Below are 17,193 nucleotides of genomic sequence, written 5' to 3'. Positions count from 1 at the left end.
GATGTTATCCGGGCTTTTGCATGGCCACTAGCGCCAGATTGTTGGCAGGCATTTCGATGACTTCTGACATGTCCAGACCGTTCGATTGTAGCCAGTCCATCACGTCGAAATCATCCTTGTAGCCAACTTCTGGATCGTGGGCGGCTAGCTTGGAGTGAAATGCGTGGTCGCCGTCGCTGGTCAGCACGCCGCCACGTTTGAATGGGCCGTAGATCACGAATTGCCCTCTCGGTGCCAGGTGGGTCGCAGCCCCTTGGATCAGAGCTTGTGCCTCGGGTATGCTGATCAGATGCAATAAGTTGCACAGTACGATCAGATCGAATTTCCCTATGGTATCGGGCCAGGGGGCTTCGGTTGCATCCAGTTGCAGGGCAGGCGAGATATTGGTGCAGCCGCTGTCGGCGACATAGGCGTTGATGCTGCTTAAGCGAGCCTGATCCACGTCAGTTGGCTGCCAGTTCAGATGTCCGCAGCAGACGGCAAAGCCGATCACATGCTGGCCAGTACCGCTGGCAATTTCCAACGCACGGAGGCGGGGAGCATTTCCGTCAGAGGGTTTTGGAGCAATCTGTACCAAGAGATCGGCAATCGGGCCCAGATTGCGCTCGGCTGATGGAGCAAACAGTTTCTCACCCTCATCAGATAATGCGACAGAGGCCTCTCCGGGAACGGTGCGAACGACCATCAGCGCAACCTCTCAGGGCTAAGGGCCGCAACGGTGGCAGCATCGAATTCGGCTGCCGCTCCGGTGACCAGAGCAGCAATCAATCGTCCAGCAGCTGGCGAGATCTGCACGCCATAACCGCCCTGACCTGCGCACCAGACAAAGCTGGGGTCGGCGGGATCCGGACCCAGCACCGGAATACCGTCGGCCACAAAGCTACGCAATCCGGCCCAGTTGTGCTCGACCCGGGTCACCGGGGTTGTCACCATCTCCTCATAGCGGGCGAGCCCTTCGGCCAGCACAAGGTCATCGGCGTATGCGTCATGAGGGGCGACCGGATCTGCCTCGGCGGGAGAGACCAGCAGCTTGCCCGCATCGGGTTTGGCATACCATGTTTCTCCCGCGCCCATGGTCATGGGCCAGCGGCTAACGTCATGGCCGCCGGGCGCGGGTAGCCGCGCCATTGAACGGCGCTTGGGCTGTAGGCAGATGGGAGCGATGCCGGCCATCTTTGCCAGCTCATCCGCCCAAGCCCCGGCTGCATTAACAACGGTTTTTGCCGCGATCTGATCCTCGCCACAGCGAACCTGCCAGCCATCCTCTGAGCGGCTCAATGCGCTGACGGCGGCGCGGGTTCTTATCTCGCCACCATGGGCACGCAGGGTTTTTGCAAATCCCTGCAATAGCAGATCTGCATCCAGATCCATCGCCGCACTGTGGTGGGCAGCGAAGCTGACCTGTTCGGGATCAAGCACCGGAATCATTTCACAGGCTTCTGCAACTGAGATCTTGTTCAACGCCAGCGCCGTACAATCAGCCTCGAATATCTCGGCTTGATCGGCCCGCCCGACCAGCAACAGGCCACGCGGGCTAAGGCATTTCTGATCCCGGTGGTGTGCTTCGCTTGCCTGACTTAAGACTTGCACCGGCGCAGGGCCATAATGGGCCTCGAACATGGCGGCAGAGCGGCCCGATGAGTGATAGCCAAGCGCTTCTTCCCGCTCCAGTACCAGAATGCGTGCGTCGGTTGGTGCGAGGGCTGCAGCGGCGCTCAGACCAGCTAGTCCACCGCCAATGATCAGATAGTCAACTTCTGTCATTTTTGCTCCTCCAACCTGTCGGTTGCGGGCGCGGGACGTGGGCTTAATGCCGAAACCCGTGCGTAAAGATCAGCTGTCATGTCGATATCAAGTGCAGCCAGTGAAGGGCGAAGCTGCTCAACTGAGCGGGCTGAGATGATCGGCGTCACATTTGCTCCATAAGCGGCAGCCCAAGCCACGGCGAGACTGGCCGGGGCTACGTCCATCTCTTGTCCCAATGTGATGAGGTCCATAGCGGTTTCCTGCATCCATTTCTGGCCATAGCGTTCAGCATAACGCGGATCCTCGTCCAGCCGTCCACGGCTGCCGTTAGTATGGGGTGCGTTGCTATATTTTCCTGTCAGCATGCCGCCGCCCAGCGGCGAATAGGGCGCAACGGCGATGCCCTGATCGGCGCACATTGGCAAGATCTCAACCTCGACCTGGCGTTTGATCAGGGAATACATCGGTTGCAGGATCGCGGGACGCAGGTCAAATGTCTGGCCGGCGATGATTGCCTTCATCACCTGCCACGCTGCAAAATTTGATAGCCCAAGATAGCGGATCTGTCCGGCTTCTCGCAGGCTGGCCAAGCACTCCAGACTCTCTCGCAAATCTGTATCAGGGTCGAACCGATGCAGATAGAGAATGTCGACCATATCCTGACTGAGTCTTCTGCGCGATTGGTCAAACTGTCGTCGGATGTTTTGCGCCCCTGCGCCGCCGGTATAGGCTACCTTTGTGGCGATCAACAGGCTGTCGCGCTCGCTCTTGATCAACTGGCCAAGGATCTCTTCGCTTGTGCCATCGGTGTAGATCCAGGCAGTGTCGAAATGGGTGATCCCTGCAGCACGGCAGGCATCATACATTGCAGCTGATTGGCCTGCATCGGCGCGGCCGCCAAATTGCATGGTGCCGAAGGCAAGGTCGCTTGCAACGGTGCCATCAAGGCTTGTCAGCGGGGTGGTGCGTGCGGATGTCTGTAGATCTGTCATGGCGCGGAGGTTGGCACGCATCTGATGTAACCAAAAGCGCAAAATGACAAGGGCTGGGTACAAAGAGATCTGAGAGATACCCTTGCGATACCCTATCATAATCGTGAGTGGCAAAGCTCCCGGTCGCAAGGTAGGGAAAAATATGTTTGATTCAAAAATTCGCCCGTTGATTGACCCAGTGTTGAACGCGCAAGGCCAAGTGATTGCGCGGGCAGGGATCAGCGCCAATCAGGTCACTCTTATTGGGTTGGCGCTGGGACTGCTGGCAGCAGGGATGATTGCCTGTGGCATGTATACACTGGCGCTACTGCCGTTACTTTTGTCTAGACTGGCCGATGGATTGGACGGAGCGGTGGCCCGCGCCAGTGAGCCAAGTGATTTTGGCGGTTATCTGGATATTACATGCGACTTTCTATTTTACGGCGCAATTCCGTTGGCGTTTGTGCTGGCTGACCCGGTACGAAACGGTGCTGCAGGTGCATTTTTATTGATGACCTTTTATGTCAATGGAACCAGTTTTCTAGGCTATGCAGTGCTGGCCGAAAAACAAAAGATGAAGAGCACAGCGCGTGGGGTGAAGACGCTCTATTTTACTGGCGGTTTGCTAGAGGGGGCAGAGACTATCGGTTTCTTTGTCCTATTGTGTATCTTGCCGCAGTGGTTTGCATCATTGGCCTGGGTTTTTGGTGTGCTGTGTCTGGTCACGGCGACATCGCGGATTCTGTTGGCACGGCGTGTGTTTCAACAGGAATGATCTTGGGAACCAGGCTGTCCAAACGTAGCCGGCCCCGTCAGCACCACGTAAAAGGCCCGCCAAAGAAGCGGGCCTTTTTTGTGTTTGTAATCAGGACGATCCGTGTCGCTTACTGCGGGATGTCACCCTGGATACCTTCTACGAAGAAGTTCATGCCAGCCAATGTGCCATCGTCAGCGGTGTCACCCTCTGCCAGCCAGTCGCTGCCGTCCTGCTTTTTGATCGGGCCGGTAAACGCATGGTAGGAGCCATCGGCCAATGAGGCCTGCAGCGCCAGCGCTTCTTCTTTCACAGCGGCGGGAACTGCGTCGGTGATCTCGCCGATTTTTACCATGCCTTCGCCGATACCATGCCAGGTGTCCGTGCTGGACCAGTTGCCATCCATCACTGCCTGCGTGCGGGCAATATAGTAAGGTGCCCAGTCGTCAATGATCGACGAAACGCGTGGTTTCGGGCCATATTCTGCCATGTCTGACGCCTGACCGAAGGTGTAGACATTGCCCGCCGTCTGAGCCGCCGCCTGTGGTGCAGTGGAATCGGTGTGCTGCAGGATCACATCAGCGCCTTGTTCAATCAGAACCTTGGCTGCATCGGCCTCCTTTGCCGGGTCGAACCAGGTGAAGGCCCAGACGATTTTGAACTCGACGTCAGGGTTTACCTTCTTGGCATGGATGTAGGCCGAGTTGATGCCGCGGATCACTTCAGGGATTGGGTAGGACCCGATGTAGCCAATGATATTGCTTTCAGTGATGTTGCCTGCGATATGGCCCTGCACTGCACGACCTTCATAGAAACGTGCGGAGTAGGTTGAGACATTGTCCGCGCGTTTGTAGCCGGTGGCGTGCTCAAACTTCACTTTGGGGAATTTCTTGGCGACATTGATGGTGGGATCCATGTAGCCGAAAGAGGTTGTGAAGATCAGATCTGCACCTTCCAGCGCCATCTGTGTCATCACGCGTTCTGCGTCGGGGCCTTCGGCGACGTTTTCGACATAGACGGTTTCGACCTTGTCACCGAATTCTTCTACAACCGCCTTGCGGCCTTGGTCATGTTCAAATGTCCAGCCACCATCGCCAACCGGGCCCACATAGACAAAGCCCACTTTGGTTTTGTCGTCAGCTGCCATGGCGCTGGTTGCCAGGCCAAGCGCCATGGCGGCGCTGGTCAGCAGTGTATTGAGTTTCATAGTTAGGGACTCCCCGTTTTTGTTGTTGTGCCCAGGAGAGGACCCTGGACAGAGGTTCCGCCACACACCAGATCAGCGCGAAGCATGGAAATTGCGACCAAGCGCTGCAGGTGCGCTGCTCTTGTCCGCGGAAAGGATAACAAGCACGACAATTGTGATTACATAAGGCGACATTGCCAGATACTCGACCGGGATGGCAACGCCCGCAGCCTGAAGATTGAGTTGCACCACAGTGACGCCGCCAAAAAGATAGGCACCCAATAAAGCGCGCCAAGGTTTCCAGCTGGCAAAGACCACCAGCGCCAGTGCAATCCAGCCGACGCCCGCCGTCATACCCTCGGTCCACTGCGGTACCCGGATGAGGCTGATATAAGCGCCCCCGATACCGGCACATGCGCCGCCAAACAGGATCGCCATCAGGCGTATCCGAACCACTTTGTAGCCAAGCGCATGGGCGGCATCATGGTTTTCACCCACCGCACGCAGGATCAGCCCTGCGCGGGAAAATTTTAGCAGCGCCCAGACCGATGCCGTCAGTGCAATGCCAAAATAGAGAATGATATCATGACCAAAGAGGATCGGCCCCACAACTGGAGTATCGCTTAGGATTGGGATGTGGATATCCCCCATTTGGGGAGGTTTGACGCCGACATAGGACTGCCCCATCAGCGCCGATAACCCAAGGCCGAACAGCGTCAGCGCCAGACCAGATGCCACCTGGTTGGCTTGTGCAAATTGAGTGAGAAAGCCAAATAAGACGGATAGAGCTGCACCGGCAACAGCTGCCGCAACAAAGCCAAGAAGCGGCGAGCCGGTTTCCACCGCAGTGGCAAAACCCGCGATGGCGCCAGTGATCATCATGCCCTCAACACCGAGGTTTAGAACGCCCGATTTCTCGACCACCAACTCGCCGATCGCAGCGATCAGGATCGGTGTTGCCGCGACCATCAGCGAGGCGATGAGGAGAACCGGATTGATTGCTGAAAGATCCATATTAGGCGTTCCTCGTTTCACGCAAGGCAAAATAGAGCGGCAGGGCAAGGGGCAGGCCTGACGTAAAGGCCGCAGGCAAGGTAAGTCGCCAGGTTGCGAGCCTTTGCATTATGTTGCCTCCGGCTTGAGCAGGGTAACGCGGAAATTGGTCAACAGGTCTAGGGCCAAGAGGAAGAATAACAACATCCCCTGGAACACCTGTATTGCGGCCGATGGCAGACCCATGTTCGACTGGGCGATATCGCCGCCAATATACGTCAACGCCATCAACCCTCCTGCCAACAGAATGCCCACTGGGTGCAGACGGCCCAGAAAGGCCACGATAATCGCCGTGAACCCATAGCCAACGTTGAAATCAATGCTGATCTGACCAGAAGGACCGGAGACCTCAAACAATCCGGCAAGCCCTGCCAGCGCACCCGAAGTGCCGAGACAGAACAAGATCAGTCGCGTTGGTTTCACCCCGGCAAAGCGAGCGGCACGAGGAGCTTCACCGGTCAACCGGATATGATAGCCTAGCATGTGGCGGTTCAGCAGAACGTAGGCGAAGATGACGGCAATCAAAGCAGCGACCACGCCCCAGTGCAGGCCAGTACCAGTGACCAGCTCGGCATTATGAGCACTGTCCCAGGCCTGAAGATTGCGTGAGCCTGGGAAGCCAAAGCCCTCCGGGTTTTTCAATAATCCGAGCGAGACCGAGGCAAGAAACTGCTCGGCTACGTAGACCAGCATGAGCGAGACCAGGATTTCATTGGTGCCAAAGCGAGTTTTCAGCACGGCTGGTATCGTCGCCCAAACCCAGCCGCCGAGAGCACCTGCCAGCACCATCAATGGGAAGATCAGAGCCGACTCCGTCGGGTAGAAGGCAAGGCCCGCACCCGCACCGCAGATGGCACCCATAATATATTGGCCTTCAGCCCCGATGTTCCAAATACCGGCGCGAAAGCCGAGGCTAAGTCCGATGGCAATCAGCACCAATGGTGCGCCTTTGATCAGCAACTGTGGACGGTAATAAAAGGAAAATTCGCCAAACAGAGGGTCCCAGAAAATCGTGCGGATGGCCTCCACCGGGTTTTTGCCAAGTGCTGCAAACAACAAGCCGCCCGCAATCATTGTTGCCAGAACCGCCACCAACGGCGTTGCCAAGGACCAGGCCCGCGAAGGCTGCGGTCGTTTCTCTAGCCGGATCATCCCTGTTGCCCCTCTTGGCCGGAGATTAGGTCTCCGGTTCTTGTCATCGTTCCGAAATTACGCCTGACAGAGCCATCGGCCCATTGTGGCAACTGCGTTCGATTCGAATTCAGTGGCTCAGACATGCGCCACCTCCATGCCGTGTGCACCGCCCATCATAAGGCCGATTTCATTGACGCTCAGCCCGGCAGTGGGGCGTGGCGCGCTTAGTCGGCCTTCGTTCAGTGCTGCAAAACTGTCGGCGATTTCCATCAGCTCATCCAGATCTTGGCTTATGCAGATCACAGCAGTGCCGTTCGCAGCCAGATCCAAAAGCGATTGGCGAATGGCCGCTGCTGCGGCAGCATCCACGCCCCAAGTCGGCTGGTTCACCACCAGCACTTCCGGGCGTTGCAATACCTCGCGGCCAATCACGAATTTCTGCAGGTTCCCGCCCGAGAGTGAACGTGCGGCGTTTTCCGGTCCCGGCGTGCGCACGTCAAATTCCTTGATAACTCGTTTGGCAAAATCAGCGGCCGCGCCCCATTTTAGGAATCCCTGGTTGGATAAACCTTCGCGGGTTGCTGCGGTCAGCATTGCGTTTTCTGTCAGGCTCATATCCGGGGCGGCAGCATGGCCCAGTCGTTCTTCGGGTGCTGCTAGAATACCCAGTCGGCGGCGCGCTACGGGGCCCAGATTGCCCACAGGTGCCCCATGCATAGTGACACCGTCGGCGGTTGTCGTGGTCTCGCCCGACAAGACCGCCAGCAGTTCATCCTGACCGTTGCCGGCAACGCCGCCGATGCCAAGGATCTCACCTTTGCGGACGGTCATACGGATATCTTTCAGAGCGGTGCCAAAGGATGAGGGAGCGGGCACCGACAAGCCGTTAATATCCAGGGCGACCTCACCAAGGGCGCGACCGGAGCGTTCCGGCGTCTGCAAGGCGGTGCCCACCATCATCTCGGCCATATCCCCTGCCGAAGTTTCGGCGGGTACACATTCGCCGACGTTTTTACCTAATCGCAGAATGGTGGCGTGATCACACAGCGTGCGGATCTCTTCCAGCTTGTGCGATATATATAGAATTGAAGTGCCTTCGACGCGCAACTTCTTCAACGTCTCAAACAGAATTTCCACTTCCTGCGGGGTCAGTACCGAGGTCGGCTCGTCCATGATCAACAGCTTCGGGTCTTGTAAAAGGCAACGAATGATCTCTACCCGTTGACGCTCACCGGCGGACAGATCTCCGACTGTGCGAAACGGGTCAAGCGGCAGGCCGTAGGTTTCCGAAACCTTACGTATCTGGTTGGCCAGATCTCGTAGCGGTGGTGGGGTCTCCATCCCAAGCGCGATGTTTTCTGCCACGTTTAGCGCATCAAACAATGAGAAATGCTGAAATACCATGGCGATACCATCGGCGCGGGCCTGGCGCGGTTCGCTTGGGGCATATGCCTCGCCGCGCAATAGCATCTTGCCGCTGTCTGGCTTCACCAGGCCATAGATCATTTTGACCAAAGTAGACTTCCCGGCACCATTTTCGCCGAGCAGGGCATGAACCTCTCCTGCACCGATATTAAAAGAGACCGTATCGTTTGCGACAACACCGGGATAGGCCTTTGTCAAACCTTGCAGGCTTAAGAGGGGTTGGGTCACGCGCGTCTGTCCTTTTTTAACTCGGTTGTGGCGCTCAAGCGCAAGAGATCCGCCGCTACCCCAACCGCAATCATCTGAGGGTGTTTTCCCAGGGCAGGATCGCCGATCGGACAGCTTAGCCGGGCGATCTGATCCGGCCCGTGCCCCAGATCCGCCAACCGCGACCGGAAACGCGCCCATTTGGTGGCAGACCCGATCACACCGGCAAAGGCAAAACCGCGCTGCAATAACGCGTGGCATAGCGCCAGATCCAGGTCATGGGAATAGGTCAGCACTAAATGCCGTGCATTTTCAGGAGTATGAGGCATCAATACCGCGGGCTTTGCGGCCGGAATCACAGTGACATTCTCAGGAACTTCTGTGGGGAAGCGCTCCGGCGCTGTGTCGACCCAAGTGATGTCCAGATCCGGCATCGGGGCTAGTACATGTATTAGCGCGCGGCCCACATGGCCTGCCCCCCAAATCCACAACTGTGTTTCGGCATGGTGCACAGGTTCCAGTAGCCAGCCGTCGACTAACTGTGCCACCGGTCGATGGCCCTGACTGCGCGTCAGCGCCAATTGACGGCGCAGCGCTAACGGTGGGTCGCCTTCACTGAGGTTCAGGGATCGCAGGATAACGTCTGGATCCATATCTAGCAGATCCTCAGCGCGGTAAATCTCGCTCCATAAGGTGACAGTGCCGCCACAGCATTGACCAAGATCAGGACCCAGCGCCCGCACGGTTTGCACCCGTGCCTTGTTATCTTGCATCTGGCGACGGGCAGCTTCAGCCGCCTCATACTCAAGCACGCCACCCCCGATGGTGCCGGACTGACCACCTGCCCAGACCAGCATCGCAGCGCCGACTTCGCGTGGGGAGGAGCCGCGAATGGCCGCAATCACCACCCTAACAACTGGGCCATGCCTGTGAATAGCTCTGCTCAGATCGTTAAGATCAAACCCCATTTCTATAAGCTCGTCTCAAGCTGTGCAGTAGCTCGCCAGAGTTCTTCTGACGTGGCGGGCGCGTTCAGGGCAGGGTAGCTGGCGCCAAACTGCCCCACGGCATCGCTCAGGGCTAGCAAGGCAGAAATTCCCAGCATAAACGGCGGCTCTCCCACTGCCTTGGAGCGGTAAATGCTGTCCTCTCGATTTACCCCATCCCAAAGCGCGACGTTAAAAACGTCGGGTCGATCTGAACAGGCAGGAATCTTGTAGGTTGAGGGCGCGTGGGTCAGCAGCGCACCACGCTTGTCCCAGACCAGCTCCTCGGTTGTGAGCCAGCCTGCGCCTTGCACATAAGCGCCTTCAATCTGGCCTATGTCCAGTGCCGGGTTCAATGACGCCCCTGCATCATGCAGCACATCAGCGCGCAGGATGCGATTTTCGCCAGTAAGCCGATCTACGACCACCTCGGTGATGGCGGCACCATAGGCAAAATAGAAAAACGGTCGCCCTTCACCCTTGATCCGGTCCCAATTCAGGGACGGCGTTTTGTAGAACCCGGTGGCTGACAGGCTTATGCGCCCCTCGTAGCAAATCTGTGCGGCGTGGGCGAAAGGCAGGCTCTCTGAGCCAATCTTCACCGCGTCAGCTCTAAATTCAACTTCCGACGGAGTGACCTGATAGAGCTCGGCCAGATGGGTCGCCATGCGGTCGCGAATGGTGTCGCAGGCGGCTTTTACAGCCATGCCGTTGAGGTCGGTCCCGGAGGAAGCTGCGGTGGCTGAGGTGTTCGGGACCTTGGCCGTATCGGTTGCGGTGATTTTCACCTTTTTCAGCCCGATACCAAAGCGGCTGGCGGCGACCTGCGCGACCTTTTGGAACAAGCCCTGCCCCATTTCGGTGCCACCATGGTTCAGATGCACCGAGCCGTCACTGTAGACATGCACCAACGCACCTGCCTGATTGAGATGGGTTAGCGTGAAGGAGATACCGAATTTTACTGGCGAGAAGGCAATCCCTCGCTTCATCCGGTCATTCCCAGCATTCCAAGTCGCGATCTCAGCCTTGCGGGTGGTATAGTCTGCGTCATCGAGCAGCTGCTGAGTCATCCCATGAAGTTCAAAATCGGTGACCTCCATCCCATAGGGGGTGGTGTTATCCTTGGCAGGGTCGCGGGCGTCGGCGGCGTCATAGTAGTTGCGTTGACGTAGATCGACGGGATCAAGACCTAGTTTATGCGCCGCGTGATCCATCACCCGTTCGATTCCCAACATTCCCTGCGGTCCGCCAAAGCCACGATAGGCGGTGGCGCTTTGGCGGTTGGTCTTGAGCCGATGGCTCTCAATCCGGATTGCGGGGATCGCATAGGCATTGTCGCTGTGCAGCATGGCGCGGTCGGCGACGGGCAAGGATAGGTCCTGCGCCCAGCCACAATCCACCATGTGAATAAACTCTACGCCCGTGACGCGGCCATTGGCATCAAAGCCTGCGCGGTATGAAATGCGGAAGGCATGACGCTTACCAGTGATGGTCATATCGTCATCGCGGTCATAGCGCATTTTGCAGGTGCGACCTGTTTGACGTGCAGCAATGGCGCAGGCCACGGCCAGAGCATTGCCCTGGCTTTCCTTACCGCCAAACCCGCCACCCATGCGCCGTGTCTCTACCCGGACACTGTGCATCGGCAGGCCAATTGCCTCGGCCACTTTGTGCTGGATTTCAGTTGGGTGTTGGGTGGATGAGTTGACCAGCATCCCACCATCTTCCTGCGGTACGGCCAATGCGGCCTGTCCCTCCAGATAGAAATGTTCCTGACCACCGATATCAAACGTGTCTTCAATCACATGGGTAGCGCAGTCGATGGCGGTAGTCGCATCGCCTTTTTGGTAGATGCGGGGGCCATCCTCGAACCGGCTGTCTGCGGCCAGCGCCTCTTCCAGTGTCAGCAGGGCCGGGCGTTCGGCATAGTCAATCTGACCCTTGCGCGCAGCTACACGGGCTGCACGGTGTGACGTTGCGACCACCAGAAACACCGGCTGGCCGAGATAATGGACCGTGTCCTTGGCCAATAGTGGTTCATCATGGGCGGATGGCGAGACATCATTGTCAAACGGCAGATCCTTTGCTGTAAGTACGGTCACCACGCCATTACTGTGACGCACAGCATCCAGATCCAGCGCAGCGATGTCAGCGCTTGCTACAGTCGCAAGGCCAAAGGCTAGATGCAGCGTGCCACGCGGGGTGGGGATGTCATCCACATAGCGCGCCTGACCGGTTACATGCAGCCGTGCGGCATCATGGGGAAGTGATTTTGTGACGCTCATCCCTTCACCTCCAGCACGTGACAGGGCAAAGGATCACTGGCGGCGGCTTCGTCAATATCGGCAAAATAACGTGACAGCATATTGGCTGCTGCGTCCAACCGGTAATCCGCTGAGGCGCGCATGTCGCTCATTGGTGTGAAATCCCTGCCAAACTTCTTCTGAGCCATAGCGATAGTGGCCAAGGACCAGTTTTGCCCGATCAGCGCTGCTTCAACATCGCCCGCACGTTTGGGCACTCCGGCCATACCGCCGAAGGCGATGCGAGCGTCTGTTATTATGCCATCTGTCACCGCCAGATTGAAGGCCCCAAGCACCGCAGAAATATCCTGATCAAAGCGTTTGGATAGCTTGTAGACACGCAGGTTATCCGCTTGACCTGTGGGTTGTGCCGGCAGTGTGATCGCCTCGACAAACTCGCCATCTGCGCGGTCTTGTTTGCCGTAGTCGAGGAAGAAACTTTCCAGCGGCAGTTTACGGCGGTTGTCGCCGTGGCGCAGGTGTAGCATAGCACCTAGCGCAATCAGGGCCGGTGGGTTGTCTCCAATGGGTGATCCATTGGCGATATTGCCGCCGATGGTGGCTGCCGCTCGGACCTGTTGGCTGGCAAAGCGGCGCAGCATTTCGCCGTAGGAAGGGTGACGAAGCGCAATTTCGTCGCGCAGTCGGTTCATGTCCACCATTGCGCCGATGCGCAAGCTGCCATCAGCATCCTTGCTTATTTGTTTTAGATCATCACAACCATCCAGAAAGATCACATCGTCCAGCTCGCGCAGCTGTTTTGTGACCCAGAGACCTACATCTGTAGCCCCTGCAATCAAGGTCGCATCTGGTCGCGCCGCATAGGCAGCTGCGAGTTCATCGGCATTGGTTGGACGTTGCGAGGCTTCGGGCGTAACTGGGGCCTCCCCTCGGAGTGCTTCGGATGCGTCGAGAGGGGCTTCGGCGGCGATCCATTCAGGCACCGGTGCCTCTGTGGCCGTCTCTGCAGCGCGGATAATCGGGGCGTAGCCTGTGCAACGGCAAAGGTTGCCTGCCAGTTGATCGTCATGATCCAGCGCTCCGTTTTTATGGGCGGTGACCATCGACATGATGAAACCCGGCGTACAGAAACCGCATTGGCTGCCATGATGGGTGACCATTGCCTCTTGCACAGGATGCAGCTGTCCATCGGGGCCTGCGACACCTTCGATTGTGCGGATGGATTTACCATGTAGTTGGGGTAGGAACAGAATACAGGCGTTGAGCGGCTTTGCGCCCTGACCATCGGTGACCATCACCGTGCAGGCGCCACAGTCGCCTTCGTTACAGCCTTCTTTGGTGCCGGTGAGGCCGCGCTCTTCGCGGAGCCAATCCAGCAGCGTCGCCGTTGGGGAGATCCCGGTCAGCGCGACTTCTTCACCGTTCAGTTGAAAGGTGATTGTCATGTCAGAAACCCGTCGCGTTACTTTGGTTTTCCCTTGGTGCCACCCCTTCGATGCGACGTAGAAGACATGGCGGGCCTTGGTAGATCTGTTGCCAATAGCCTAGAAAGCAGGGTGTTGTTATGGCAAGGAAAATTGACTCTGCCATGGAGTGGGGCTAAGGCGCAAGATCCTTGCGGTGTGCCGCCGTATGCCGTTACTTTTGAACAGCTTAGTGACGGATCGGTGCACGGTTCCGGAGCGGGCTGATAAGACTTTCAAAGAAAGCGGAAGAATAAGCGCCTAATATCTTGGCACTGGATGGCTAACACTTTGGTGCGTGAACTTCGAAACTTGGGTGCGGAAGCGCTTTAACCTTGGCGGCGGCGGCGATAGCTTGGAGACATGACAAGTTCTCCTCGATTCATTCACCTGCGCACCCATACCGAATATTCGCTATTGGAAGGCGCGCTGCGACTGAAAAAGCTGCCGGATCTGTGCAAGAAGCATGAGATGCCCGCGATTGCGGTTACAGACAGCAATAACCTGTTCGCAGCATTGGAATTCTCCGTGTCGGCCAGCGGTGCCGGGGTGCAGCCTATTATGGGCTGTCAGGTGGATCTGCGGTTTGCGGCGTCTGCACCAGGCGAGCGACCGAAAGCTCCTGCGTCATTGGTCTTACTGGCACAGAGTGAGGCCGGGTATGAGCATCTGATGAAGCTCAATTCCTGTTTGTATATGCGTGAGGGTAGTGAGCTGGCGCATGTGACACTGGAAGAACTGGCGGAGCATTGCGAGGATGTAATCTGTTTGAGTGGCGGGCCTGACGGGCCAGTTGGGCAGCTGTTGCAACAGGGGCAACGCCCGGCGGCTGAGGCGCTTATGCAGCGGTTGAAGGCGATCTTCCCGGATCGGCTCTATGTGGAATTGCAACGCCATCCGGGCGAACACGGCCAGCCGGAGGCGGAGAAGCAGACCGAGCGAGGCCATGTTGAAATGGCCTATGCCATGGGCCTTCCGTTGGTTGCTACGAATGACGTCTATTTCCCCAATACCGAGATGTACGAGGCGCATGATGCGATGATTTGCATCGCGGAGGGCGCCTATGTCGATCAGGCCGAGCCGCGTCGCCGCCTGACTGCGCAGCACTATTTCAAAAGCCAAGAGGAAATGGTTGCGTTGTTCGCCGATCTGCCCGAGGCGATTGAGAACACGGTTGAGATCGCCAAACGTTGTGCGTTTATGGCGTATCGGCGCGACCCAATTCTGCCGAAATTCGCTGATGACGAAGTGGCCGAACTGCGCCGCATCGCCAACGACGGCCTGCACAAGCGTCTGGCGGTGATTCCCCACGCGGTGAGCGTGGAGGAGTATCAGGAGCGGCTTGATTTCGAACTGGGCATTATCGAGGGGATGGGATTTCCCGGTTATTTCCTAATTGTTGCCGATTTTATCCAATGGTCCAAGGATCACGATATTCCCGTGGGGCCGGGCCGGGGGTCTGGCGCCGGTTCGCTTGTGGCTTATGCGCTGACGATCACCGACCTTGATCCTCTGCGGTATTCGCTGCTGTTTGAACGTTTTCTCAACCCAGAACGTGTGTCGATGCCAGATTTCGACATCGATTTCTGCATGGATCGCCGGGAAGAGGTGATCAAATACGTGCAGAAGAAGTACGGTCGCGACAAGGTCGGCCAGATCATCACCTTTGGTGCATTGTTGTCGAAGGCGGCCGTGCGCGACATGGGACGGGTATTGCAGATGCCCTATGGCCAGGTAGACAGGCTGTCGAAGCTGATCCCGGTTGAAGGGGTGAAGCCGATGTCCATTGTGGACAGTTTGCGCGAGGAACCGCGACTGCGCGAGGAAGCCGAGAATGAAGAGGTTGTTGACCGGCTTCTAAAATACGGCATGCAGGTCGAGGGGCTGCTGCGTTCTGCTGGTACGCACGCGGCGGGGGTTGTGATTGGCGACCGGCCACTGGATGCGCTGGTCCCGCTTTACCGCGATCCGCGCTCCGATATGCCCGCTACCCAGTTTAACATGAAATGGGTCGAACAGGCCGGTCTTGTCAAATTCGACTTCCTCGGCCTGAAAACGCTGACTGTGATCCAGAATGCTATGGATCTGATTTTCCAATCGGGCCGTGATCTGCATGTCGCGGCGAATGGAAAACAACTCTATGACCCTCCAGAGGGCGCGGCAAACCAGATCAACGCTATTCCTCTGGATGACGTGGCCACTTACGATCTGTATTCCCGGGCCAAGACTGTGGCGGTGTTTCAGGTGGAATCCACCGGCATGATGGATGCGCTGAAGCGTATGAAGCCGACCTGTATTGAGGATATCGTGGCGCTTGTGGCGCTATACCGGCCGGGCCCGATGGAGAATATTCCTGTCTATTGTGAGGTTAAGAACGGCCTGCGCAAAATCCAGTCGGTGCACCCTCTGATTGACCATATCCTTGAGGAGACGCAGGGTATTATCGTTTATCAGGAACAGGTGATGCAGATCGCCCAGGTGATGGCGAACTACACGCTTGGCGGCGCGGATCTATTGCGGCGTGCGATGGGTAAGAAGATTAAGGAGGCGATGGACGCGGAACGCCCGAAGTTTGAAACAGGCGCTGCAGAAAATGGCGTACCGGCCAAGAAAGCTTCGGAGGTTTTCGACCTTCTTGAGAAATTCGCAAACTACGGTTTCAACAAATCGCACGCTGCGGCCTATGCTGTTGTCAGCTATCAGACTGGTTGGTTGAAGGCGAACCACCCGGTGGAATTCATGGCCGGTGTGATGAACTGCGATATCCATCTGACGGATAAGCTGGCGATCTACTTTGAGGAAGTGAAAAAGGGCCTTGGCCTGCCCTATGTGCCACCTTGCGTGAATCGCTCCGAAGCGACGTTCAATGTGGTCAAAGGAGAACTGGTCTATGCGCTGGGCGCTCTGAAAAATGTCGGTGTCGAGGCCATGCGGCTGGTCACAACAGCGCGGCGTGAAAGCGGGCAGGATAAGCCCTTTGCCACGCTGTTTGATTTTGCCCGCCGGGTGGATTTGAAAAAAGTCGGCAAACGACCGCTGGAGATGCTGGCGCGGGCGGGGGGCTTTGATCAATTGGATAGCAATCGCCGCCGGGTCTTCGACAGTCTGGGCGCATTGGTAGACTATTCTGCCGCGGTCCATGACCAGCGCAATTCTAGCCAGGTGTCGCTGTTTGGTGAGGCCGGAGAGGACCTGCCGGAACCACGTCTGCCTGGAACTCCGGACTGGCTGCCAGCCGAGCGGTTGAGTGAGGAGTTCAAGGCCATTGGTTTTTATCTCTCTGGTCATCCGCTGGATGACTATATGCCCGCTCTGAAGCGAAAGGATGTGATGACGCTGGACGAGGTCACGGCCAAGGCAGAGCGCGGGCCGTTCATGGCCAAGATGGCCGGTGTTGTCGCGGGTCGGCAGGAGCGTAAATCGGCACGCGGCAACCGCTTTGCCTTTGCCCAGCTGTCGGACACCAGCGGCGGCTATGAGGTTACGTTGTTTTCCGAAGTGCTGGAGAAATCACGCGAATTTCTGGAAACCGGCGCCAAGGTGGTGATCACCGCCGAGGCTACGATGGAGAGCGATCAGCTGAAGCTCTTGGTGCGCTCTGTCGGGCCGGTGGATGCGGCGATTGCCGATGCCGGACGCAGTTCGCTGCGGGTCTATGTCTCGGACGCGAAGGCCGTGGCGACGGTGGCACAGGTGCTGGAAGACGCCAAATCCGCCGCCCGCAACGCCGCGCGTGGGGAGGTTTATATGTACCTGCAGGATCCCGGCCTGCCGGGGGATGTTGAGATGGATCTAGGCCAGCCCTTCCCCATCAACCCTCAAATCAAAGGCGCGCTAAAGTCGCTGGACGGGGTGATGGATGTAGAGGAGATCTGAGGGAGGGCGCAACTTGAGGAAGTCATATGATGAGTTCGGATTGTTCAATTGGGGGTAGATACTCCGACATAAATCTAGATTTTGCTAGATCTGAGTGGGAGCAGAACCGGATCCAAACCCGAATGGCG

General features: G+C 57.3%; 12 protein-coding genes. 2 read left to right on the top strand and 10 right to left on the bottom strand.

Annotated elements, in window-relative coordinates; translation table 11 throughout:
* Positions 1–4 precede the first annotated feature (4 nt).
* From ACEWZM_RS05815 to ACEWZM_RS05805, 3 genes are read right to left on the bottom strand one after another with little or no spacing between them, the layout of a single operon-like run.
* Positions 5–685, bottom strand: coding sequence for a DUF938 domain-containing protein (locus tag ACEWZM_RS05815; protein WP_414005539.1), 681 nt, complete (start codon positions 683–685; stop codon positions 5–7).
* Positions 685–1,764, bottom strand: coding sequence for an NAD(P)/FAD-dependent oxidoreductase (locus ACEWZM_RS05810; RefSeq protein ID WP_414005538.1), 1,080 nt, complete (start codon positions 1,762–1,764; stop codon positions 685–687). The genes ACEWZM_RS05815 and ACEWZM_RS05810 overlap by 1 nt, the downstream gene beginning before the upstream one ends.
* On the bottom strand, positions 1,761–2,759 hold the full coding sequence (locus ACEWZM_RS05805) for an aldo/keto reductase (protein WP_414005537.1): 999 nt from the start codon (positions 2,757–2,759) through the stop codon (positions 1,761–1,763). The genes ACEWZM_RS05810 and ACEWZM_RS05805 overlap by 4 nt, the downstream gene beginning before the upstream one ends.
* Positions 2,760–2,880: 121 nt before the next feature.
* On the opposite strand from ACEWZM_RS05805, the gene ACEWZM_RS05800 reads away from it, so the two are divergent.
* On the top strand, positions 2,881–3,492 hold the full coding sequence (locus ACEWZM_RS05800; RefSeq protein ID WP_414005536.1) for a CDP-alcohol phosphatidyltransferase family protein: 612 nt from the start codon (positions 2,881–2,883) through the stop codon (positions 3,490–3,492).
* 109 nt (positions 3,493–3,601) lie between these two features.
* Here the strand turns inward: ACEWZM_RS05800 and ACEWZM_RS05795 are convergent, their stop codons facing one another.
* From ACEWZM_RS05795 to xdhA, 7 genes are all read right to left on the bottom strand, one after another.
* On the bottom strand, positions 3,602–4,678 hold the full coding sequence (locus tag ACEWZM_RS05795; protein ID WP_414005535.1) for a BMP family ABC transporter substrate-binding protein: 1,077 nt from the start codon (positions 4,676–4,678) through the stop codon (positions 3,602–3,604).
* Positions 4,679–4,750: 72 nt separating this feature from the next.
* Positions 4,751–5,671, bottom strand: a complete 921-nt coding sequence (locus ACEWZM_RS05790; protein ID WP_414005534.1) for an ABC transporter permease — start codon at positions 5,669–5,671, stop codon at positions 4,751–4,753.
* A gap of 108 nt (positions 5,672–5,779) precedes the next feature.
* On the bottom strand, positions 5,780–6,862 hold the full coding sequence (locus tag ACEWZM_RS05785) for an ABC transporter permease (protein WP_414005533.1): 1,083 nt from the start codon (positions 6,860–6,862) through the stop codon (positions 5,780–5,782).
* A 117-nt stretch (positions 6,863–6,979) separates the two neighbouring features.
* The gene (locus ACEWZM_RS05780; RefSeq protein WP_414005532.1) at positions 6,980–8,497 is read right to left on the bottom strand and encodes an ABC transporter ATP-binding protein; all 1,518 of its coding nucleotides are present in this window, start codon (positions 8,495–8,497) and stop codon (positions 6,980–6,982) included.
* Complete coding sequence (xdhC, locus tag ACEWZM_RS05775; RefSeq protein ID WP_414005531.1) at positions 8,494–9,444, bottom strand: xanthine dehydrogenase accessory protein XdhC; 951 nt, start codon at positions 9,442–9,444, stop codon at positions 8,494–8,496. Before xdhC ends, ACEWZM_RS05780 begins: the two co-directional genes overlap by 4 nt.
* A gap of 2 nt (positions 9,445–9,446) precedes the next feature.
* Positions 9,447–11,747 carry a xanthine dehydrogenase molybdopterin binding subunit gene (gene xdhB, locus ACEWZM_RS05770; protein ID WP_414005530.1) on the bottom strand — a complete coding sequence of 767 codons (2,301 nt, stop codon included), beginning with the start codon at positions 11,745–11,747 and terminating at the stop codon, positions 9,447–9,449.
* Positions 11,744–13,171: a xanthine dehydrogenase small subunit gene (gene xdhA / locus ACEWZM_RS05765; protein ID WP_414005529.1), complete on the bottom strand. Its 1,428-nt coding sequence runs from the start codon at positions 13,169–13,171 to the stop codon at positions 11,744–11,746. Before xdhA ends, xdhB begins: the two co-directional genes overlap by 4 nt.
* 381 nt (positions 13,172–13,552) lie before the next feature.
* On the opposite strand from xdhA, the gene dnaE reads away from it, so the two are divergent.
* On the top strand, positions 13,553–17,065 hold the full coding sequence (gene dnaE, locus ACEWZM_RS05760; protein ID WP_414005528.1) for a DNA polymerase III subunit alpha: 3,513 nt from the start codon (positions 13,553–13,555) through the stop codon (positions 17,063–17,065).
* Positions 17,066–17,193: the final 128 nt, after the last annotated feature.

The organism is Phaeobacter cretensis (assembly GCF_047372505.1).
Taxonomy (GTDB): domain Bacteria; phylum Pseudomonadota; class Alphaproteobacteria; order Rhodobacterales; family Rhodobacteraceae; genus Phaeobacter; species Phaeobacter cretensis.
Note: the sequence above shows the minus strand (reverse complement) of the source record. Positions and strands in the feature narration are given on the sequence as shown.